The sequence below is a fragment of the Hahella sp. CCB-MM4 genome (genome assembly GCF_002260525.1).
GTDB lineage: Bacteria > Pseudomonadota > Gammaproteobacteria > Pseudomonadales > Oleiphilaceae > Hahella.
In genome coordinates this window covers 624,436-647,239 of the sequence record NZ_MRYI01000002.1, presented here as the reverse complement: position 1 = coordinate 647,239, position 22,804 = coordinate 624,436, and the positions used below count along the sequence as shown (strand labels likewise).

Here is a 22,804-nt window from a genome sequence, read left to right as displayed (position 1 = left end):
TCCGCAGGCTATGCGGCGATTATCAAATCATGCTCTGGAAGCAGGTATGGGATTCAAGTACGACGACTTACGGGACTTTATCAAGGTTCTGGAGAAACGCGGCGAACTGAAAAGGATCAAAACGCCGGTGGATCCAAACCTGGAAATGACAGAAATCTGTGACCGCACCTTACGCCGTGGTGGTCCGGCGTTGCTTTTCGAAAACCCCAAAGGGTACTCCATGCCGGTGCTGGGTAACCTTTTTGGTACTCCTGAGCGTGTGGCTCTGGGTATGGGGGCTGAGAGCGTAGAGAGCCTGCGGGAAATCGGTCAATTGCTCGCTTTCCTCAAGGAACCGGATCCGCCCAAAGGATTTAAGGATGCCTGGAGCAAGTTGCCCATATTCAAGCAAGTGATGAATATGTCGCCAAAGGAGGTTCGCTCCGCACCCTGTCAGGAAGTGGTACTTGAAGGCGACGCCGTAGATTTGCATCAGCTTCCCATCCAGACCTGCTGGCCGGGGGACGTAGGGCCTTTAATTACCTGGCCTTTGGTGGTGACCAAAGGGCCTAACAAGCCTCGTCAGAACCTGGGGATATACCGGCAGCAGTTGATTGGCCGCAACAAACTGATCATGCGCTGGCTGAGTCATCGTGGCGGTGCGCTGGATTACAGGGAATGGTGTGAGGCTCATCCTGATAAGCCTTTCCCGGTAGCCGTAGCATTGGGAGCAGATCCTGCCACTATTCTTGGTGCCGTTACTCCGGTTCCGGATGGTTTGTCGGAATATGCTTTTGCCGGACTGTTGCGTGGTAACAAGACCGAGGTTGTACAGTGTATCGGCAATGACCTGCAGGTGCCGGCCAGTGCGGAAATAGTACTGGAAGGGGTGATCCATCCCGGTGAAACTGCGCCGGAAGGACCGTTCGGCGACCATACCGGTTACTATAATGAGGTGGATGAATTCCCTGTTTTTACGGTGGAACGCATCACTCAACGTAAAAACCCCATCTATCACAGCACCTATACCGGCCGTCCACCAGATGAACCCGCCGTGCTGGGTGTTGCTCTGAATGAAGTGCTGGTGCCGATTCTACAGAAGCAGTTTCCTGAAATTGTGGATTTCTATCTTCCTCCTGAAGGATGCTCCTATCGCCTGGCTGTTGTGACCATGAAGAAACAGTATCCAGGCCATGCCAAGCGGGTCATGATGGGGGTCTGGTCGTTTTTGCGACAGTTTATGTATACCAAATTTGTTATCGTGACAGATGATGATGTTAATGCCAGGGATTGGAAAGATGTGATCTGGGCCATCACAACACGCATGGATCCTGCGAGGGATACGGTGATGATTGAAAATACACCCATAGATTACCTGGATTTTGCCTCACCCGTTTCCGGCCTTGGGTCGAAAATGGGCATGGATGCGACGCATAAATGGCCCGGTGAGACCAGTCGTGAGTGGGGGCGGACGATCGTCATGGATCCGTCAGTTAAGCAGCGTATAGATGAAATATGGTCAGAATTGGGGATTGATTGAGCTATGCGGGAAGCCTTTAAGGTACGTTTTCAGCCAAGCGGCCATCAGTTCGAGGTGGCGAGCGGCAAAGCGGTACTCGAGGCGGCTTTGGAGCAGGATTATAAGATACCCCATGCCTGTGATAACGGCGTATGCCATGTTTGTAGTGCCGTCTTGCATCGTGGAGAATTAGAGAATGATCCGCTGGTCAATGTGACACGGAAGGGAGCGGCACAAGTACTGTTGTGTCGAGCGCGGCCAACCAGCGATTGTGAGTTTGAACTAAATGCCTTGTGGGGGCCGAAGGAATTGGAAACTAATAAGTTAGCGATGCAGGTCAAATCAATTGAGTCACTGTCTGCGGATATTTTCAGAGTGACATTGCTGGCTCCGGCCGGCCGGCTTCCGGAATTTTTTGCCGGGCAGTATCTGAAATTGCTGATACCAGGTCTGGATAGTGCGTTTTTCTCAATTGCGAATGCTCCCGGAGGCAGGGAGATAGAGTTGCATATACAGGTGCATCCTGACCAGCAGAGTGCGGTCACCATTTTGAGCTATCTGCGAGACAACCCGGTTGTAAAAGTCATGCTGCCATTAGGTCAGTGTCACCTATCATCGGTGCCTGACACGGATGTGGTGCTGGTCGCAGCCGGTACCGGCTTTGCCCAAATGAAGTCTTTGGCGGAATATCTTCTCAATAATGGTTTCTCCGGGAATATCACGCTCTATTGGGGAGTGCGCCAGCGCGAGGAAATGTATTTGCGCAAGTGGATGGAGGAGTGGGCCGCCCAGACAGTGCAGCTGACGTTTGTGCCGGTCAGTGCAGACAATCAGGATAACGAATGGCCCGGGCACCATGCAGAATTGGTCAGGGAAGTACTGGCAAGAGGTCATACCTGGGATAATTCCCTGATCTTTGTCAGTGGCTCTCCCACGATGGTATACACTGCTTTAGATGCTTTAACACCAGTGGGGCTTCCGACACAGCACTTCTTCTCCGATGTGCTGGAATATGCTCCCCGCTAAAGAGGGGGAGCTTCCTACCCGGCTACTAGGCCTGTTGTGCCTTGAGAGGTGGCATAGGCAGTTCAGGAAGTGGTGTTCCATGCTCAAGTGCGTGCAGGAGATAGCTGGCACCAGTGGCATGCTGATCCATATGAGAAAGCAATCTGCCGAGCTCTGCATAAGCTTCAGGGCTTTTCTTGAGCTTCAAACTGGCTTCAAAATACTCCCGAGCCTTGCCCCACAACTGATTACGCAGACATAGCCGCCCAAGAGCCAGCAGTAGTACGGCGTCATTGGGACGTTCTTTCAGCCAGCTTTCAGCATTCAGAAGTTGCTTGTCCACCTCTGGCGTGGCAATTTTTCCATAGAAGCCGACCAGTTCCTCGCTCCATTCCAGACGAAGCTGTTTACGGATCAATGCTTCGGCATGGCCGCTTGCTCCGAGCCTGACCAATTGGGAGGCATAGGCATATACCATGTCATCTGATTTACGCAGACCGGAAGGCATCTTATCCCAGACTTCATTCAAAGGCTGAGTGTACACTTCTGCACGATTGGCTTTCAGTGCCTCATCGGTGCCCTGCTTGAGCAGGTTCAGCCAAGTATCACTTTCCAGACGATCCAGCTCCTGCTCTTTCAGAACACGGTATTTGCGTAGTTCCGGAATCAATTGTCCCAGTTTTTGCCAGTCGTTGAGACGGCTATAAACCTGTTGCAGGAGCTTCAGTACAAAAGGGTGATGCGGAGTGCGTTTACGCAGGCGCAGCAGTGTGGATAAGCATTGTTCCAGTTGCCCGCGGGCTAGCTGTAGCTGAGCCTGGGTGACACCAATGGCGACATCACCGCCGGGCGTGCTTTCGAAGGCTTTCTGCAGGAGTTGATCACTTTCCTTTTCATTGCCGAGTTCGTTGGCTGCCTGAGCCGCGGCTAGATAGTTGATCAGCGGCGTTTCGGATTTCTCCGCACTGCCGGCCAGATAGCGTTGGGCTTTTTTCCAGTTACCTTCGGCGTACTCCAGCAGGCCGCGGGTTGTCGTGCGCTGGGCACGGCTATGTTTTACCGAGTGGCGCCACTGTACCCAACCGGCCTTAATTCCGAATGTACGAGCTAGAATACGGATAGCGAAGTGCAACGCAATATAAAAGCCTATTAGGAGGAATAGCCCGATCCAGATATTCGTTTCAATCAGGACAAAGTACCAGGATAGGCGTACGTAACCAGGGTCCAGTTTTATTAGAAAGCCCAGCCCTGATCCTGCGGCCAGGGCAATCAAGAGATAGACGGCAGTACGGTTCATGAAGCTGCTCCGTCACCTGTTGATTGTGGTGTCATAAAAGATTGGGCATCACTGGCACTGCGTTTGTAAACAGTCTCTAGAAGGTTTTTGAGCAGGTGTAGAGATTCAGTAATATCCGGCAGTTTGGGATCAATATTGTGTCCTTTCAATTCCTGAACGTTTTTCAGAATGGCCTTGGTGACCGGGCTATTGGTAATAAAGTAATTCTCAATCCAGGTCTCGGCTTTGCGCAGGCTCTGATCGTACACCGCTTGGTTTTTGTCGAGGAGTGCCAGTTCCGCCTGTTCCAGCATCAGACGCAGGTTTTGGCGGAGATAGTAAATCTGGTCAGGGGCCATCAGAGGTTTAACCGGATCCTCGGGGAACCGGATTGCAAAATACCTGTCCAGTTTCTTGACTGAATTTAGGGCCCTGTCATACCAAGTGCCTTCCTCTTCCTCCCTATCCGCCTCGGTGGCGGTCTCTGTCAAAAGAGGTGCGTCCTGGAAGAACAAGCGTTGATCGAGACCTTCGATTTGCTCAATCAGCGCTTCCAGCTTCAGATATATACCTTGTCGATCCACATCAGCAACGGCTTCCAGGCTAACAATTTCAGAAGCCAAGGCCTTGCGCACAGGGAAAACAGCTGCTTCCTTGGTTTCCGCCAATACTTGGTCCGCTGCCTGAAGAATGGCCAGAGAACCCACGTAATCCCTCTCCATATGCAGGCGCTGATTACCTAAACGCAGTAAGTATTCTGCTTCAGCCAGCAGCCAGTCGGTTCTTCCGGTCTCGCCGACGGTTAGAATACGCCGGGCGGTCTGGTCCAGTTGATTTCTGACTTCTTCCAGTTGGGAGGTCTGGCGTTGCAGAGAGGAATCTAATTGGGAGAACTTGGTTTCGTAACGCTGGCTGACCTGATTCATCATGGTCGTACCGGACTGGCTTTGTTCCATGGCCAGATCCACTTTGTTATTCCATGATTGCAATTGCATCCAGAACCAGCCGCAAGCCAATACCAGGGCGACCAGTAGAACTAACATTCCCAGCCACAGTGGCCATACTCTGGGGGCTCTCACAGGAGGGGCTGACTGAGAGGCCGATGAAGGAGGCGGGGAAACCGGTGTTGTCTCAGTTTCTGCCGGGGTTGTGGCAGGCAGGGTGGGGTTTGGGGTCTCTTCCGTCACTCTCGTTCCTACTTTATTCGTGTTATTTCTTGTTGGTTCCAGTGGTTGCTTTGACTCTATTGATTCAGGGAAGCATTGATCATATCGGCCAGGGACTCGTCATGCAGAGAGGCTGCAACTGCGACATTCAGATTTAGTGCCTTGGCTTTGTCGGCAACCCGTTGGCTGGGAACAATGCATCTGGTTGATTTTAAAGCATAGCCGATTTTACGGCATAGGGACCAGAGACTATCCAGCGCCTCACCGGATAGTACCACGATCTGATCCGGTTGCCATTGCCCGAATACGGCTTTCAATGTCTCATGCGGATACTCGGCTTGGGTCCGCCGGTAGAGTTCCAGAGTGTCAACACTGGCACCACGCTCGGTCAGTCCCTGGGCGAGGGTATCTCTGCCTCCCTCTCCTTTGACCAGCAAAACTTTGTGCTGGTCCAGATTCTGTAACTCCGGGCGCTGCAACATATCCTCACTGGTATTGCCGGTAACAGGCAGGCTTACTTCCAGACCATATTCGATAAGTGGAGTGGCACTCCCTGATCCCATTGCATACCAGCGGATACCAACGGGAATTTGCGGCCAGTAGGTGTCCAGCAACTGCATTAACCAGTTTGCCGCGTGTTTGCTGGTGCAAATCACTTCCTGGAATTGGTCAATGTTCATTGCCAGAGTCCTGATTTCCGGAGACTCGGGCAATTGCTCGATCTGCAGCAGCGGTAACTCTCTAACGTCAAAACCCTGATTGGTCAGCAGGGTTTTGAGGCTGTCATTGTCTGGTTCGGGGCGTGTTAAAAGCACTTTTCCCGTTTTGGAGGGGGTCATCATGACAAAGATCAGTCACCGTAGATTTCTCGCAGAATGTCCCCTGCTCCCCGGGCGAGAAGGTTTTCTGCCAGAGAGCGGCCAATTTTTTCTGCTTCATCGGCATGGCCGCTAGCGGTATCGCTGATAATGGTCAGGCCGTCAACGCTGCCGACCAGCCCCCGAAGTGTCAGTTGATCTCCGTGTAATTGCGCATAGCCCGCGATTGGCACCTGACAACCGCCTTGGAGCCGGTTATTCATGGCCCGTTCGGCGCTGACGCAGCGGGTTGTTTCCTCATCAATCAGGGGAGCGATCAAATGCAAGGAGTCCTGGTCTTCTATACGGCATTCAATACCCAGCGCTCCCTGGCCCACGGCAGGAAGGCTTTCTTCCGGCGGCATTTCCATCTTGATCCGATCATGAAATCCAAGGCGTTTTAGGCCGGAGGCTGCCAGGATAATGGCGTCGAATTCGCCTGCATCCAGTTTAGCCAGGCGGGTATTGACGTTGCCTCGCAGGGAAACAATTTTCAGATCCGGGCGTCTTGCTGCCAGTTGGCACTGACGGCGCAGGCTGGAGGTACCGACCACTGATCCTTCAGGCAGCTCATCCACGCTACTGAAAGTGTTGCTGACAAAGGCGTCCGTTGGTGTCTCCCTTTTCAGTATGGCACCAAGTCCCAGACCTTCTGGGAATTCCATCGGGACATCTTTCATCGAGTGTACGGCGATATCTGCCCGGCCTTCGAGCATGGCCTGCTCCAGCTCCTTGACGAAAAGTCCTTTGCCGCCGACTTTGGCCAGCGGTACATCCAGAATCTTGTCGCCTTTGGTGGTCAGTCCCAGTAATTCCACTTCCAGGCCCGGGTGAAGTTCTTCCAATGCGGCTTTGACATATTCTGCCTGCCACATGGCTAGAGCACTTTGCCGGGTGGCGATGACGAGGCGATTTTTAGTGATGGTCATAGGATTCTGTCGGCGTTCAGTCGTAGGGTGAATTGGTGTGCGTCAGGGCATCGTCCGGATGATCCGGGTACCTGCATTCAGGCTTGCAAGAATACCCTTTGACGCCGTCATTGTCATTGTTCGTTCAGAAAGCTTTTGACTTCGCTGACCAGGCGCCGGCTGACGCTGAGCCCTTGATCCACGCCTTTTAGGAACACCTCAAAGTGGCCGTCCTGAAGTCTTTGCAGCCGATCCAGATAATGATGGTTGATCAGGGTGTTGCGGTGAATTCGCAACATATGAGGTTTGAGTGTCAGTTCCAGCTCTTTTAGCGATTGATCGCTGAGCGTTTCTCCGGCTTTGTGCACGACCGTGACGTATTTATCAGCAGCCTGTAGATAGAGAACGTCGGCCAAGGGAATGCGTTGCACGCCCCGGACGCTGCGGCAGACCAAATGAGTATTCGAGGTCTCCTGATTCTGAGCCTGCTGCATGAATGTCTGTTGAGCCTGGGTCAGTTGGGTGACCTTGGACAGGGCTCCAAACAGGTCTTCTTTTCTGACGGGCTTTAACAGATAGTTTTGTGCCCGGACCTTAAAGGCTTCGAGGGCGTACTCATCATAAGCTGTCGTGAATACTATGGCGGGAGGGTGCTCAAGGGTAGCCAGACGGCTGGCGACTTCAAGACCATCAGTGCCGGGCATGCGAATGTCCAGCAGGATGACATCCGGCTGTTGTTCCTGGTTCAGGGTCAGGGCCTGCTCGCCGTCAGCGGCTTCTCCACAGACCTGATAAGGGGAATCGGCCAGCAGCCTTTGTAATCTGGCTCTGGCTAAAGGTTCGTCGTCAACGATAAGTACTTTTATCATGCTGATACATCAATGAGTTAGCTGGTCAATCCATGTTCTTAAACAGTTAGCCCAGTATAGACCAAACCCAGGCCACTTTCCGGGAGTTTCCCCGGATATCAACGGGTTAAGGGTACCCGGAGGGTCGCGGTAAATTGATTGTCCAGTTGGCTGGTTTTCAACACTGCCTGATCACCAAAGAACGCCAGCAGACGACTGCGGATGTTATTCATGGCGATCCGGTTACCCTGATGCTTGTGATCAGTTTTCTCGGCAATGGGATTTGATATCAATACATACAACCACTGCCCCTGCTCGTGGGCCATGATGCTGATCGTTCCTCCTTGAGGGTTGGGCTGAATACCGTGATAAATGGCATTCTCGATCAGAGGCTGTAGGGTCAGTGGGGGAACTTGGGCTGCTTTGGTCAAAGGTTTGATTTTCCACTCAACTTTGAGTCGGGGTCCGAGACGAAGTTTTTCGATACGAAGGTAGCGTTCGCACATTCCCAGTTCTTCCTTAACCGGAACCAGGGAGGAGGATTCCCGCAGTGCCGCACGGAACAGTTCAGCCAGGTCCAGCACGGCCTCTTCAGCTGATTCGGCGTCTTCCGGAATCAGTCCGGCAATAGAGTTCATGCTGTTGAACAGAAAATGTGGGCGTATCCTCGCCTGTAATGCCTGAACCCGGGATTCCAGTTCAGAGCGCTGCTGTTGGTGCCAAAGATGTTGCAGATAGAAGTAACGCAATAGCACACCGGTCAGAATGGCGGCAATAAGAATGGCTTGCAGAACGAACCAATAATCCCATCCGGTTTCCCCCACGCTGCGGAAGGAGCCGGCCAGGATGGCATAGATTGTTGTGGTGGCGATGACGATGCCATAGGTAAGCAAAGCCTGCTGCGAGATACTCCACTGCTGGCCCCACTTGCGTAACTGGCAAAGAATGACGGCACTAGTCAGCACTACCCATAGCATGAACAGGGAGGTCAGGGCGAAATAGTCCCAGTTAAAGTATTGCAGCCCGTAACTGATCAATGTGAACAGAAGAGCGCAGGTCTCCGTCCCAAGTACCAGAAACAACAGGGCCTGGACAGTGCAAAGGTTGGGAAGGAAAAAACTGCTGGGTGTTTCCGTTTTGCCTGTGGGCTCCATTAAAGTCTTCCGGGGGTTATAAATGTCATTCTTAGTGTGCTTGCAGGCTTTTGAATCCTGCGAGACACACAGTCGGCAGCAAACACAGTGTTAGAAAATTCAGACTCAGACGCTTATAATCGCCAACCTCGCCCAGGCTCCCCGTCAGCTCTGTTTGATGGTATGGGATGCCTGACGAATCTGTTAACTCTCTCAGTATGGGGCAAGTTGAACACCATGACAAAGCAGGATACCACCGATAAACCCTGGGGTGGCCGGTTTACCGAAGCCACAGATGCCTTTGTTGAACGCTTTACCGCTTCAGTTGGGTTCGACCAGCGAATGTATTTTCACGATATCCAGGGGTCTGTTGCCCACGCCACCATGCTGGCCAAAGTCGGTGTGTTAAGTGACGAAGAGAGAGACCAGATCATTGCCGGGCTCAATGAAATTCAGGAAGAAATCGAAGCCGGCCAGTTTGAATGGTCAGTGACTCTTGAAGATGTGCACATGAACATTGAAGCTCGTCTGACCCAGAAAATTGGTATCACCGGGAAAAAACTGCATACCGGACGTTCGCGGAATGATCAGGTCGCCACTGATATTCGCCTATATCTGAGGGACGAGATTGACGTTATCACTGAGGAACTGAAGCGCCTGATTGAAGGTCTGGTGGGGCTGGCGGAGCGTGAAGCGGATGCCATTATGCCCGGGTTTACCCATTTGCAGACTGCTCAGCCGGTGACTTTCGGTCATCACATGCTGGCTTGGGTAGAAATGTTGAAACGGGATTACGGGCGTCTTCAGGATTGTCGCGAGCGGGTCAATATTCTGCCTCTCGGGGCTGCTGCATTGGCGGGAACCACCTACCCCATCCAGCGTCAAATCACCTGCGATCTTCTGGGCTTCTCCGGGATAGCCGAAAACTCCCTGGACGCAGTGAGCGATAGAGACTTTGCCATTGAGTTCTGCAGCTTTGCCAGCGTTTTGATGATGCATATGTCACGTTTTTCGGAAGAGTTGGTACTGTGGACGTCAGCTCAGTTCAACTTTATCAATCTTCCGGACCGCTTCTGCACCGGGTCCTCCATCATGCCGCAGAAGAAAAATCCGGATGTACCTGAACTGATCCGTGGAAAGACCGGTCGGGTATACGGTCACCTGACCTCATTGCTTACGCTCATGAAGAGCCAGCCTTTGGCCTATAACAAGGACAACCAGGAAGATAAGGAACCCCTGTTTGATGCGATTGATACCATCAAGGGATCCTTGAAGGCCTACGGCGATATGATGCCTGCCCTGACGGTCAATCGTTCGGTGATGGAAGAAGCTGCCCGTCGTGGGTTCTCCACCGCGACGGATCTGGCTGATTATCTGGTGCGTAAGGGTGTACCGTTCCGCGATGCCCACGAGATTGTCGGTAAATCAGTAGCCTTTGGCGTAGCGGAAGGGCGTGACCTGAGCGAAATGACCCTGGAGGAATTGCAGCAATTCAGCCAGGACATTGATGCGGATGTTTTCGACGTCCTGACTCTGGAAGGATCAGTCAATGCACGTAACCATATCGGCGGTACCGCGCCGGAGCAGGTGCGGGAAGCGGCTGCCCGGGCACGGAAGTGGCTGGCTGACAGATAGCTTCGCTAAGCCATCTGTTTTTCTGGGGAGGGCTGGCTGTTCACCTGAACAATGCCAGCCCGGCTGACAAAGCGCTCGGATAGCCTGTTCGGGTGTCGATAGGCAATGTGCAGCTCTTCACTAAGCGAATGCAGGGTGAAGCCGTACTCCTGCAATACCCATTGCAGACTCTCCCGGGTGTGAAAAGTCATATGGGCATTTCGGGGGCAAACGTACCACCAGTCAGTGCCGAGAGTGTCGATGTTATCCGGCTGCAACAGGGTGCTTATCAACAGCACCCCATCGTTGGCAACCAACGAACACAAGTCCCTGAACAGGTCATATTGATCACTGACGTGTTCCACGACTTCAAAGGCGGTAACCAAATCGAATTCGAGTTCGGGTCTGGTGTCGTTCTCATGATGATGGGGGTCGTAAGTGGTGCAGTTCTGAATCCCCAAAGCCTTTAAATAGTCTTCAAGCTGTCCGGATCCCCCGCCGAAATCCAACATTGCCAGGTCTTTATGTTCATCTCCGAGTAAGCCTGCCAGATAATCTGCCAGACGGGCTGGCCGTTCTCCGGCAAAGGGGGGGTCTGCCAACAGGTATTCGTGGTTATATACCCGTTGTCGAAAATCATTGTCATTCCAGTCGTCGAAATAGGGGGTGAACATGAGCTTGCAGTGTTGGCAACGATAGTATGCGACCTGATCTTCAGCGACTGGAAACAGACGTCTGTGCTCAAAGTGATCGTTACCGGATTTGTTAAAATCCGTTGCACCCACGTATAGGGCATCGCTATGACAAACCCTGCATGAGAGAGATGACGTATCCATACCTGCGTCCATTTCTGTTGTTATAAAAATTCAGTCCGCGACTTCAGGGGTAATCTCCATTGCCTGACTACCTTGTGCGAACTTTAATCCTGTACTGACTTCAATCCTGAACTGATAAGTCTTTCCGCGAAGGTTGATACTGGCCGAGATATTGAAGAATGATGGATTTTGTGGAGGCAATATCTATCGGCTTGAGTATGAACTCGTCAAATTCCAGGCCCTGCTCCCTGGCTTCCTGACTGCCGTTCACATTGGCGGTGACCGCAATGATAGGAATATCCGACAGTCGGGGATCGTTTCTTAATAAAGCGCAGACCTCCAGGCCAGAAGTGGTTGGAAGATTCAAGTCCAGCAGGATTAACTGGGGCAGGCAGGAGCGTGCCAGGTCTAAACCCTGCTCAGCGGTTGTCGCAGTCATCAGGCGAATATTGGCAAAACTGTCGAACAGGCCTTCCATGACCCTGATGCTGGAGTCGTTATCTTCGATGTACAGGACTGTTTTCAGGCCGCTGGCGAGTTCCTTGAGGCCTTCCAGATATTCAAACTCCGGCAACGAATGAGCCGGGAATTGTTTATTCTCGGACCCTGTCGTTGCTGTCTCCTCAGATGGCGCAGTAACGACCTCCAGAACGGGGAGTTCGAGCCAGAAATAACTGCCTTGATCTTCCTTGGAGTTGAAGCCTATCTGTCCATTCATCAGTTGGACCAGTTGGCTGCTCATGGCCAGGCCAATACCGCTTCCCTCGATGGCCGGATCATGTGCAAGCCGCTCGAATGGTTTGAACACCTTGCAGTGGTCTTTTTTGGCGATGCCCATACCATTGTCGGCAACACTGATTCGCAGCATGCCGGTGATAGCATTATGATCGAGCTCGATTTTGACCCAGCCGCCCTTATGGTTGTATTTGATGGCATTGGTCAGGAAGTTGGTCAGTACCTGAACTGTACGGGTATGGTTGGCATTGATCAGGTAGTCCTGACGCAGATCGGGTTTGTAAATACTGATGCTGTTGGCCTGGGCCATGCTGCGCACCATTGCGACGGACTCATTGATGACCGGTTGGATCTGGCATGGGGCTAGCTCGATGCTCAACTGGCCGCTCTCTATCTTGGAAAGATCCATAATATCGATGATTAGCGACAACAGGTGTTCGCTGGCTTTGTATATTTGATTGATATATTGGGTCTGTTCGGTTGTCAGATTGCGGCTGTTCAGCTGGATAAGCTGGGCGAACCCCATGATTGCGTTCAGAGGGGTACGCAGCTCATGGCTCATGTTAGACAGAAATCTGCTTTTGGCGTCACTGTTGGATTCGGCCCGGCGACGTTGAAAATCTGCATCCAACTGCGCTTTTCTGGCCAGGTACATGAGCCAGTAAAGGGAAACCATGCTAATGACGATCACGCCGGCCAATACACACAGCAGAGCCTCTGTATAGTAGAAGGTGTCTGTCAGTTCACCCCTTTTGATAACCCGGTGTGTCACGTGCTCTTTATGGGCGGTGAGGGTCAGATCCCTGGCAGTGCGGCGGATGATTTCCAGTTTCTCTATCAGTGCCGGGGGAATCGCGTCTGGTGTTTTTAAAGCGCTCTCTATAAGCGGCCCGAGTGCTTCCACCCGCGTGGTAATTGTCATCATGAGATCGCGAGTATCGGGCAGGATATTGACCGCTTCGCGGAATTCCCCTTCCTTGAAAAGATCTGTGCGACTCAACAATACGGAATAACGGGTGTTGAGATCTTCCGGAGGGTGCTCTCCGTTCTGCATGGTGTGGGCGATGATCAGCAAGTTCATCGCTTCGGATTCGATCTGATGTATGGACCAGTACAGATCGTCCTTGGCGACTCTTACTTCCAGGGCTCCCTCACGTAACGAGCCGATCGTAGAAAATATAGCGACAGCTAATATGACGGTTGCTGTAACCAGTGCAATACCAACGATCCATCGAATTCTTTTGACCAACATCTTGCTCCTCCCTGCAGCATCAAATCTACTCAACAATTACCTGAACAAGCTGCCATATGCAACGTTGGAAAAACACCTCATTTCGGGTCTCAGGTATCTGGTCGAAGGGGTAAATGATAAAGAGAGGTCCTTTATCCCTGATGCTCAATATTTCTCCGTCGATACGTGTTGCCAATATCACATCGAAATCGTCAAAGTCCTGGGTGGGGATATCGATATGGTAATCATTGAGAGCGACAGCCCTGGCGTTAGTTCCGGACGCGCCCAGCAGTTTCAGAACATCCCTTGCCAGCGGGCCGGTGAATGTCTTGGGTTTATCAAACCATGGGGTTGTTGTATTGACTGAGTGTTGGGGCAGTTGGTCGAGCATGTTCAGATCGAATGCTGCCACATGGTCTTCGTTGGTTTTCAGGATGTTACCGGCTACGGTAAGTACGACGGCTCCCTCAGGGGCGCGGAGTCCGCTGGCAAATGACTGAAAGCAAAGGCCCAGGCCAAGCATCAATAAAAACAGGCGCAATGTTTTCATAAGATCCTCTATTGCGTATTTCCTTGTAGAAACCCCTAGGGTTCACAACACTGCAGGCAAAAGTAACCTATTTTACCGCCAAATATAAAGTGCACTGTGCTTTTGGTAACACTACTACTACAAAGTGGCATGTTTAGGCTGGCGGAGATTGTTACTTCCTCCGCTATACTCTTAGCCATGAATGTGCGCAGGCAGATAAACCCCGATTATAACGAAGGTGTCGACCGCAAAGTATTGAAGACGCTCACACAGCGCTTTCTTTCTTTGGTTGAATGCCGGCTTCAGCGCACCCGTATGGCACTGACTCCCCGTCAGCAAGTGGTCGTGGACCTTTTACCGTTGCTGGTTCATGTGAACCACCCGCTTCTGCCGGGATATGTTTCCCGTAAAACGCCCCACCGCCTGCATAATTACCAACCGGACAAGAACGTGATTCAGCAGGCACAACGCCTGTCCCGGTCATTCAATTTCAAAGAATCCGGCAAGAAGGTCCAGGCGGATATCGTCAGCCTGTTCCTGATGGGGAGTACCGGCTCTATTGCTCACTCAGGTAGTAGTGATCTGGATGTTTGGCTGTGTTATCGCCATGGCCTGGATGCGGCCGCCATTGCCGAGTTGGAGAAAAAGGCGAGGCTGATTTCTGAATGGGGCGAGGAAATGGGAGCGGAGATACACATCTTCCTCATGGATGCCCAGGAATTCAGGAGCGGCCGGCAGCAGGCGACGGTGGATAGTGAGGACTGTGGAACCGCACAGCATTTTCTTTTACTGGATGAATTCTACCGTACTGGAATCTGGTTGGGCGGGGCGTATCCGCTATGGTGGTTAATACCTGCCGGGGAGGAAATGAATTATCTGGCAGTAGCAAAACAATTGCTGGAAAAGCGCTTTGTCCGCAGCAGCGACTACATCGACTTCGGCGGGTGTGGGCGAATACCTCCCAATGAGTTTGTTGGGGCGGGCATGTGGCAGCTGTATAAGGGCATCGATTCCCCATATAAGTCCGTGTTGAAGCTGGTTCTGGCAGAGGCCTATGCCAATGAAGACGGTTCGGTTCCCCCATTATGCGTGACCTTCAAGAAAGCGGTATTCGATGATGAGATGGACCCGGATGAACTGGACCCATACGTAATGATATACCGGCGTATTGAAGCCTCTCTGAGTGCCCGCGAAGAGTGGCAGCGGCTGGATCTGGTTCGACGCAGTTTTTACCTCAAAGTGGGAGAGAATCTTTCCCGGCTGGTACCTGCACACCAGAAGAGCTGGCGAAGAAATATCATGGAAAAGCTGGTGGCGGAGTGGGGCTGGTCTGATACGGACATCCGTTATCTCGATCAGCGGAATAGCTGGAAAGTGGACGAAGTCATGCGGGAAAAACGCAGTGTCGTCAACGAATTGACCGGCAGTTACCGTTTTCTTTCCGGATATGCCAGGGATAAGGGCCTGGCGGTGGCGATCAGTGCTCGTGACATTCACCTGTTGGGGCGTAAGCTCTATGCAACCTTCCAGCGTAAAGCCGGCAAGGTTGAAATGATTAATCCGAACATCGCTCCCAATATTGCGGAAGACAACCTGTCTTTCCATCATTTGAGTAGTCAGGTGCTTGCTTCCAGCCAGAATGGCTGGCTGCTGTATCGTAATCTGGCTAACGTCAACGATGCGGATTTCTACCCTGCACTGAAGCGTTCCAACAGCCTGATCGAATTGATCGTGTGGTCATACGTCAATGGACTGCTGACCTCAGCCACCAGTGTGAGCCTGGTGGCCGGGGAAACGCAGGCCAGCCTGTTTGAGCTGCAACAGATCATCACCAGCCTGCGGACGCTGATGCATTTGCCGCTCCCGGAAGTGTCCCAGCAGGCCTATCGGGATAAGGCTCAGATCCGGGGTTCGATTCTCTATGTGAATGTGGGTGTTGATCCGATGCTGGATCTGACCAAGCGGGGTCTGCATAAACTCAGTGATCGTAATGATTCTCTGGGGTATTCATCTGAGCGGTCCAATCTGGTACTGACATTGGATCAGGTGACGGTCAATTCCTGGAACGAGGTGATGGTTCAGCGTTATGAGTCCGGTGATACGCTGGTCCAAAGTCTGAATAATACTCTTGCCGCTTTGGCCGAAGCTGAGCAGTATGGCGATAAAGTACCTGGTATTGCCGTGCTCTGTTTTTGTGCATCAAGGGCCTCAGCTATTGCCAGTCGGGTCAGCAAACTCTTTCAGCAGGTGATGGAATGCTTCTTCAAGTCGGACACGCCGAAACGATATCTGCTGGAGATGGAAGAGCGATACTTTGTGCTCCAATTTGAGGGGCGGCAACCCCGATTCACCTCTTTGTCCGCCTATCCTGAACTTTGTCGTTATCTGGAGCAGCCTCAGCGACAGTTCCGTGCCATTGAACTGGATGCTTATGCCCTGAAAGGGGATCCTCTTGAAGCTGCCTTCGCCAGCATGCGTCCGAATGCGATTCAGGCCTTTTATTGGATGCAGGAAGAGGTTCTGCAACTGATCGTTATAGATGAGCGGGGATCAGTCTTGCGGCGTAATGTATTGGTGCCTTCCGTTGAAACCTTCCTCGGCGCTTTGTCCAACTTCCTGTACAGCGTTCAGGAACGTAAGCAAATGCACGATACCCTGGCAGAAAATATGGCAGCCAGTGAAATCGAGTTCTACCAGCTGCTCAATGATTCCAAGGGATACAAACCCACGCCGGTGAGAGTGATGAGTCAGCAGGGCTTCGGAAAATACATCGAGGTACAGGCTATCGGTAACCTGACTGAGAAGGACCGTCTGGGTTTCAACCTTTATTGCGAGCACCAGGAGTTCAGCATGTTGGAATACGGGGAGCAGGTGGTGGGGGCGCTGGCCCACTACCTGCAGGGACGATTTGATCATCGACCGCCGCTACCTTGCTATCTGACTGATCTGAGTCTGCCCCACAGTCTGGCGGGGGAATCCCTTCGCCTGCAAACCATTGAATACGTTAAATACAAGCTGGAGCTTGAAAGCAGTATCAATGCTGCCAGACAGCTGCCCACCGACCAGGGAGCAGTGCGCAGTAATTAAATTTGTGCACTGGCTGAAAATACTCCGCAACCACTGACAGTTAAACATGACAGCGGTGTTTCTATTGGCTGTAGTGCCCGGTATACTTGCCCAATTTGATTGAATTTCGGGATAGTTCATGCGGATTATTGGCGTCGCCATCGTTGTAGCAGCTTGCCTCGGGTTATTGTCATGTGGCCAGAAAGGCCCCTTGCAATTGCCTCAGGAGCTCTGGCAGTGGTCAGCCCCGGACGGCGTCTGGGTGGCACCTGGTAATTTACCTGGGTGAAGTCGACAGTTGCATGATCTGTCTCACTGCTGAGTCGAATTATGGATTACTTTAATTACCGGCAAAATCAGCTGTTTGCTGAAGATGTTGCCGTTCAAGATATTGCCGAACAATACGGCACTCCCTGTTATGTATATTCCCGGGCCACTCTGGAAAGGCATTATCATGCTTACCAGACTGCCCTGCAGGACTATCCCCACCTGATCTGTTATGCGGTGAAGGCGAACTCCAATCTGGCAGTGCTGAATGTCCTGGCCCGGCTGGGTGCAGGATTTGACATCGTGTCCCAGGGTGAGCTGGAAAGAGTGCTGGCCGCAGGGGGCAGTCCGGACAAGGTGGTTTTTTCTGGCGTTGGCAAGCAAGCTGGGGAGATCCGTCGGGCACTGGAAGTCGGTGTACACTGTTTCAATATCGAGTCCGAAGCCGAACTCGGTCTGGTGGAACAGGTGGCTGCGGAATGCCGGAAAAAAGCTCCGATCTCTCTACGGGTCAATCCTGATGTGGATGCACAGACCCACCCCTACATTTCAACCGGCCTGAAAGAGAACAAGTTCGGTATCGATATTGATGTAGCTCTGGAGCTGTATCGTCGGGCTGCTAAGTCTCCCCATTTGGAAGTGATGGGCATTGACTGCCATATCGGCTCTCAATTGACTCAAATTGCGCCGTTCCTTGATGCACTGGATCGTGTGCTAGCAACTGTAAGGCAGCTGGCAGCTGAAGGTATTCCCCTGCGTCATTTGGATCTCGGGGGTGGACTGGGTGTGACCTACAACGAAGAGTCGCCTCCCCATCCGACGGAATATGCCGCTGCGGTGCTGGATCGAATGAAAGAGTCAGGTCTTACCCTGGTGTTGGAACCCGGGCGTTCCATTGCGGCAAATGCGGGCATCATGTTGACTCGGGTCGAGTTCCTCAAAGACAACGGGCATAAGCATTTTGCGATTGTGGATGCGGCCATGAACGACCTTATCCGCCCTTCCCTCTACGGCGCCTGGCAAAATATTATTCCGGTTCAGCCACATCAGGAAGGTACTGAAGCCAGCTTTGATATTGTCGGACCGGTCTGTGAAACGGGTGACTTCATCGGTAAAGACCGGTTGCTGAACCTCAAACCGGGAGACCTGCTTGCAGTAAGGTCAGCCGGGGCATACGGATTCACGATGAGTTCCAACTACAACTCCCGGGCTCGGGCGGCAGAGGTGATGGTCGATGGCAACGAGACGCACCTGATCAGACGTCGCGAGACCTTGCAGGAATTGTATGCTGCTGAGTCCCTGCTGCCTGATGCATCCGGTCATTCCGGGTAAGTGGGTGCAGATGCTGGTTAAGTTCACCAAGATGCATGGATTGGGTAACGACTTTATGGTGGTCGACCTGATATCCCAGCACGCTCACTTTCGTCCGGATCAAGTGCGGAAACTGGCTGATCGAAATTTCGGTATCGGTTTTGACCAGATGTTGCTGGTCGAACCTCCTGGCACCCCGGATGTTGATTTCCGCTACCGGATATTCAATGCGGACGGCTCTGAAGTGGAACAGTGTGGTAACGGAGCCCGGTGTTTCGCAAAGTTTGTTCGGGATAACCGTCTGACCAACAAGAAGAGCATCCGGGTAGAGACCAAGAACGGCATCATCGAGTTGCTGGCCAACAAGGATGGAACGGTCACGGTGGATATGGGGGTTCCGAGGCTGGAGCCAGCGCAAATCCCCATTAATTTCTCAGAACGCCGATTGCTATATCCATTTCAAGTAGGTGAGCGAACCTATGAACTGGCGGCTGTTTCCATGGGGAACCCCCACGGTGTATTGCTGGTGGAAGATATCAATCGTGCCCCGGTTCATAAGTTGGGGCGGGCTCTGGAATGCCATGAACTGTTTCCGGAGAAGGCCAATATTGGTTTTTTACAGGTGGTTCACCGTCGTTTTGCTAAGCTTAGAGTGTTCGAACGCGGCGCGGGTGAAACACTGGCCTGCGGGACAGGTGCCTGTGCAGCCATGGTCGCAGGAGTTCTGCAGGGTCTACTGGATGAAAAAGTGGAAATAAAGTTACCTGGTGGTAATCTGAAGATCAGTTGGGAAGGTGAAGGTCATTCAGTCATGATGACTGGCCCGGCAACCCGTGTATTTGAAGGCCAGGTTCGTATATAGCGCAGGTTCGTATTTATCGGTAGTTCACCGGCTGGGTCGTTCGTCGACTAGAAGGTGTCCTGCGTCAAAAATGACAACAACATCGGCAGGTGGGGGACTCCCCGAGCAGATATAGTGGAGTATGAATGAAAAATCAGGCAAAACGCCCCAATGATCAGGGGGAGCTGACGGCGGAAGAAGTGGTCGCCTATTTACGTGCTCATCCGGATTTCTTTGTGGAGCATGAATATCTGCTTGGTGAAATCAAGCTGCCCCACCGTTCAGGAAGTGCCATCTCTCTGGTTGAACGACAAGTCACACTGTTTCGTGAACAACGGGACAAGTACGAAAGGCAGTTATACGATTTGATTGAAACTGCCCGCCATAATGACCGTTTCTTTGAGAAGAGCAAACGTCTCCTGATGAACCTGCTGGAGGCTCAATCACTGGATGAAATGGTGATTGTTCTGGAAGACAGTTTCCTGACAGACTTCAATGTGGACTTCTGCAGCCTGATTCTGTTCGGAGATAAAAATCGCTATCCCGTCAGTAACATTATCATGCAAGACCTTGAAAAAAGCCGGGATGTCCTGGGGGATCTGCTTGATGGTGGCCGTGCCTATTGTGGACGCCTGGATGACGGTAAAAAGGAAATGCTGTTTGGAGGAGATGCTAACGAGGTGGCCTCTGCGGCGGTGATTCCCCTGCAATATGGTGAAACTCTCGGGGTCCTGAGTATTGGCAGCCGTAAAGGCGATTATTTCCAGAGCAGCATGGGCACATTGTTTCTTTCCTACATCAGCGACTCTTTGAGCCGAATGCTGCCTCCTCTGCTGGCAAAGGAAGGAACCGCTGGTTCCTCATAGATTGGTCGACTTAGAGGGTATAAAAAGGGGATAAAGATGCAGGTGCAGATTGATGCCTATGTTGATCATCTCCGCCATGAGCGCCGCTATTCCCCGCATACTGTCAGCAGTTACCAACGCGATCTTGAGCGTCTGCGTTCCTATGCTGAAGACCGGTCAGTTTCAAGCTGGCCGCAACTGCAACTGGCAGATCTCCGTCAGGCCCTGGCATTGTTTCATCGTCAGGGTCTATCCAGTAAATCTCTGCAGCGGTGGCTATCCGCCATTCGACGGTTTTACGATTACCTGATACGTGAAAACCTGGCTGAGCACAATCCCGCCAATGGACTTTCAGCGCCTAAAGCCCCCAAAAAACTGCCCATGACCCTGGATGTTGATCTAGCCAAACAATTACTGGATCAAGCGCCGGAAGATGAGCTTGATGCACGGGATACGGCCATGGCAGAGCTGTTCTACTCGTCCGGTATTCGATTGGCGGAATTGGCAGGTCTGGATATGCAGGACCTGGATCTGGAGGAAGGGATTGCCCGGGTACTTGGTAAAGGCCGCAAACAACGAATTGTTCCGGTAGGCTCTGCTGCCAGGGATGCCTTGCTGCAGTGGTATGACGTGCGGCGAGACATGACGTCGGCGGAAGAGACGGCTGTTTTTATCAATCGTCACGGCCAGAGATTGAGTCATCGCAGTATTCAATTGCGCCTGAAGCAGTGGGCGCAAGTCAGAGGGTATTTTGGGCGTCTCCATCCCCACTTGTTTCGACATTCGTTTGCCAGTCATCTATTGGAATCCAGCGGGGACCTACGAGCCGTGCAGGAAATGCTGGGCCATGCTGATATTGCCACTACCCAGATATATACTCATCTGAACTTTCAGCACCTGGCCCAGGTGTATGATCGTGCGCATCCCCGAGCCCGGAAAAGAAACGGTAAAGTGCAGGCGGACCAAAGCGGGTCGGGAGATGACTGAGCACGGCACTAAACGTCGCCGTCGCCCATCACAATAACAGCTGTATTTTGGGGAAATACCATCGCGTTATGACTTCTGAAAACGAGCGTTGGAAAAATAAGTATTTTGACAAACTGGAAGAAATTGAACGCCAGGAATCTGATTTCAAAGAGCAGATGAACACTCTGCAGCGATTGCTGATCAGAGTAAGCCTGGCAGCCCAGGGTCTGGATTCCAAAATGGATGCAGATCTCGACAAGCTGCGGAATTTATTGAGACAGGAGTCCCCCTCTTCCAGTGATCTTAACCGCGCATTGGACAATGTCGAAAAGTCCGTCCTTGCGCTGGACCAGAGTCGTTCTGTGACAGCTGAAGGCATTCTCCAGGCCTTCTCCAGTCTGGTGGATCGGTTGCTGGAGCTGGAGCTTCCCAGAGGGCAGAAAAAAGCTCTAAAGCGCTATGGAAAGCAGCTGGATAGCAAAATCAGTGATCTTCGACATTACCCTAAATTGTTATCTGAATATGCAGGTTTTCTGGGGGATGCCTTACAGGAAGTCGCCGGTCAGTCCGGCGCTGCTCCATCACAGGGATTTTTCGGGAGATTGTTTGCCGGACAGGGGGCTTCATCACCCGGGGCCAAAACGTTGTCACCGGAATCTGAAGAAATTCCCGGGGTCGATGAGCTGGAAGAGGCTGAAAGCGTTGCGCATACAGAGAGCGAGACCGCTGAGCCCTACGCCCTGGAAATTTCTGCGAGTGAACCCCGGCCTGTCTCAGGGGAGCAGTTTGAGCCTGGATTTTCCGCCATTGCCGACCATGTCAGTGCTACCCTCAGCCATCTGGTCCAGCACCTGCGCTTGCCTGATTCCATGCAGGCGGATTCGCAAAAAGTTCAGCAGAAGATCGCGGGCAGTCTGAATTGGTATGAGCTTGTTCCTACCCTGGACGACATTGCCAATCTCGTCATTGCGGCGTTTGGCCGGGGACAGCAGGAATTTGAATCGTTCCTCAAGTCACTGGATGATCGTTTGGTCAGTATCCAGAGCTTTTTTGAAAGTAGTCAGGCCAGCCAGACAGCCTCGAAGGAAAACAGTTCTGAGCTTCAGGAGGCGGTGCGCAGGTATGTCAGGCATATGCAGGAATCCATGCATGAAGCGGAGAATGTCGAGCAACTCAAGCTTTCTGTGAATACGAACCTGGATTCCATCCTGGTAACGCTTACCCAGTTTATGAACAAGGAATCGGAGCGTGATGCCGGGCTGAATGCGGAGCTTGAAAATCTACAGCACCGTTTGCGGCAGCTGGAGTCGGAATCCCGTGATATGCAAAAGCAACTGGTGGAGGAGCAACAGAGGGCCATCACAGATATTCTGACGGGGCTTCCGAATCGAATGGCCTACGAACAGCGTGCCCAACAGGAGTTTGAACGCTGGCGCCGCTATAAGAACCCGCTCACCCTGGTCGTCGTGGATATTGATAAGTTTAAAACGGTTAACGATACTTATGGCCACCTCGCTGGAGATAAGGTTATCCAGCTGATAGGGAAGGAAATCTCCCGCAGGATTCGGAAGACGGATTTTATTGCCCGTTATGGAGGGGAGGAGTTCGTCATACTACTTCCTGAAACGGATGTGGAAACTGCTGTCACTGTCATGGAAAAAACTAGAGAGATGGTGTCCCGGTTGCCTTTTCATTTTCGTAATGCGAGAGTACAAGTTACCATTTCAATCGGAATCTGCGGTTTTTCCGGAAATGCCAACCTCAACGGCGTTTTTGAAATGGCAGACAAGGCCCTATATCGGGCAAAATTAAACGGTCGTAACCGCGTTGAAAAGGCTGATAGCGCTGGCTCTGTATAAAAAATACCAAAAGGACTAGTCCATTTGGTATAGT

19 protein-coding genes are annotated in these 22,804 nt (G+C 52.1%); 10 read left to right on the top strand and 9 right to left on the bottom strand.

Annotated features, from left to right (window positions below):
* Positions 1-46 precede the first annotated feature (46 nt).
* Positions 47-1,519: a 4-hydroxy-3-polyprenylbenzoate decarboxylase gene (gene ubiD, locus BTA51_RS06505; protein ID WP_094706749.1), complete on the top strand. Its 1,473-nt coding sequence runs from the start codon at positions 47-49 to the stop codon at positions 1,517-1,519.
* Between the two features lie 3 nt (positions 1,520-1,522).
* Positions 1,523-2,524, top strand: coding sequence for a 2Fe-2S iron-sulfur cluster-binding protein (locus BTA51_RS06500; protein ID WP_094706590.1), 1,002 nt, complete (start codon positions 1,523-1,525; stop codon positions 2,522-2,524).
* A gap of 25 nt (positions 2,525-2,549) precedes the next feature.
* Here BTA51_RS06500 and BTA51_RS06495 read toward each other — a convergent pair whose 3' ends face one another.
* From BTA51_RS06495 to BTA51_RS06470, 6 genes are all read right to left on the bottom strand, one after another.
* Positions 2,550-3,800: a heme biosynthesis HemY N-terminal domain-containing protein gene (locus BTA51_RS06495; protein ID WP_094706589.1), complete on the bottom strand. Its 1,251-nt coding sequence runs from the start codon at positions 3,798-3,800 to the stop codon at positions 2,550-2,552.
* On the bottom strand, positions 3,797-4,966 hold the full coding sequence (locus BTA51_RS06490) for a uroporphyrinogen-III C-methyltransferase (protein ID WP_094706588.1): 1,170 nt from the start codon (positions 4,964-4,966) through the stop codon (positions 3,797-3,799). Before BTA51_RS06490 ends, BTA51_RS06495 begins: the two co-directional genes overlap by 4 nt.
* 56 nt (positions 4,967-5,022) lie before the next feature.
* The gene (locus tag BTA51_RS06485) at positions 5,023-5,787 is read right to left on the bottom strand and encodes a uroporphyrinogen-III synthase (RefSeq protein ID WP_094706587.1); all 765 of its coding nucleotides are present in this window, start codon (positions 5,785-5,787) and stop codon (positions 5,023-5,025) included.
* Positions 5,788-5,795: 8 nt separating this feature from the next.
* The gene (gene hemC, locus BTA51_RS06480) at positions 5,796-6,731 is read right to left on the bottom strand and encodes a hydroxymethylbilane synthase (RefSeq protein WP_094706586.1); all 936 of its coding nucleotides are present in this window, start codon (positions 6,729-6,731) and stop codon (positions 5,796-5,798) included.
* A 113-nt stretch (positions 6,732-6,844) separates the two neighbouring features.
* Positions 6,845-7,579, bottom strand: a complete 735-nt coding sequence (locus tag BTA51_RS06475) for a LytTR family DNA-binding domain-containing protein (protein ID WP_094706585.1) — start codon at positions 7,577-7,579, stop codon at positions 6,845-6,847.
* Between the two features lie 98 nt (positions 7,580-7,677).
* Positions 7,678-8,712 carry a sensor histidine kinase gene (locus tag BTA51_RS06470; RefSeq protein ID WP_094706584.1) on the bottom strand — a complete coding sequence of 345 codons (1,035 nt, stop codon included), beginning with the start codon at positions 8,710-8,712 and terminating at the stop codon, positions 7,678-7,680.
* Positions 8,713-8,928: 216 nt separating this feature from the next.
* Here BTA51_RS06470 and argH point away from each other — a divergent pair, with 216 nt between their 5' ends.
* Positions 8,929-10,326: an argininosuccinate lyase gene (argH, locus tag BTA51_RS06465; protein WP_094706748.1), complete on the top strand. Its 1,398-nt coding sequence runs from the start codon at positions 8,929-8,931 to the stop codon at positions 10,324-10,326.
* Between the two features lie 5 nt (positions 10,327-10,331).
* On the opposite strand, the gene BTA51_RS06460 is transcribed toward argH, so the two are convergent.
* The 3 genes from BTA51_RS06460 to BTA51_RS06450 form a co-directional block, all read right to left on the bottom strand.
* Positions 10,332-11,141, bottom strand: coding sequence for a methyltransferase domain-containing protein (locus tag BTA51_RS06460; protein ID WP_094706583.1), 810 nt, complete (start codon positions 11,139-11,141; stop codon positions 10,332-10,334).
* Between the two features lie 100 nt (positions 11,142-11,241).
* Positions 11,242-13,107 carry an ATP-binding protein gene (locus tag BTA51_RS06455; RefSeq protein WP_094706582.1) on the bottom strand — a complete coding sequence of 622 codons (1,866 nt, stop codon included), beginning with the start codon at positions 13,105-13,107 and terminating at the stop codon, positions 11,242-11,244.
* 25 nt (positions 13,108-13,132) lie between these two features.
* Positions 13,133-13,636, bottom strand: a complete 504-nt coding sequence (locus BTA51_RS06450) for a hypothetical protein (protein ID WP_094706581.1) — start codon at positions 13,634-13,636, stop codon at positions 13,133-13,135.
* 129 nt (positions 13,637-13,765) lie between these two features.
* Here BTA51_RS06450 and BTA51_RS06445 point away from each other — a divergent pair, with 129 nt between their 5' ends.
* From BTA51_RS06445 to BTA51_RS06415, 7 genes are all read left to right on the top strand, one after another.
* Positions 13,766-16,702 (top strand): class I adenylate cyclase, encoded by a 2,937-nt coding sequence (locus BTA51_RS06445; protein WP_246840945.1) that lies wholly within the window; start codon positions 13,766-13,768, stop codon positions 16,700-16,702.
* A gap of 118 nt (positions 16,703-16,820) precedes the next feature.
* A complete protein-coding gene (locus BTA51_RS30880) occupies positions 16,821-16,970 on the top strand; it encodes a lipoprotein (RefSeq protein WP_094706579.1) in 150 nt (49 codons plus the stop codon).
* A 41-nt stretch (positions 16,971-17,011) separates the two neighbouring features.
* On the top strand, positions 17,012-18,280 hold the full coding sequence (gene lysA / locus BTA51_RS06435; protein WP_094706578.1) for a diaminopimelate decarboxylase: 1,269 nt from the start codon (positions 17,012-17,014) through the stop codon (positions 18,278-18,280).
* A gap of 10 nt (positions 18,281-18,290) precedes the next feature.
* Positions 18,291-19,121 carry a diaminopimelate epimerase gene (gene dapF, locus BTA51_RS06430; RefSeq protein ID WP_094706747.1) on the top strand — a complete coding sequence of 277 codons (831 nt, stop codon included), beginning with the start codon at positions 18,291-18,293 and terminating at the stop codon, positions 19,119-19,121.
* Between the two features lie 125 nt (positions 19,122-19,246).
* A complete protein-coding gene (locus BTA51_RS06425; protein WP_094706577.1) occupies positions 19,247-19,966 on the top strand; it encodes a DUF484 family protein in 720 nt (239 codons plus the stop codon).
* A gap of 36 nt (positions 19,967-20,002) precedes the next feature.
* Positions 20,003-20,932, top strand: a complete 930-nt coding sequence (xerC, locus tag BTA51_RS06420; RefSeq protein WP_094706576.1) for a tyrosine recombinase XerC — start codon at positions 20,003-20,005, stop codon at positions 20,930-20,932.
* A 68-nt stretch (positions 20,933-21,000) separates the two neighbouring features.
* Positions 21,001-22,770, top strand: a complete 1,770-nt coding sequence (locus BTA51_RS06415; RefSeq protein ID WP_094706575.1) for a GGDEF domain-containing protein — start codon at positions 21,001-21,003, stop codon at positions 22,768-22,770.
* The last annotated feature ends 34 nt before the right edge of the window (positions 22,771-22,804 follow it).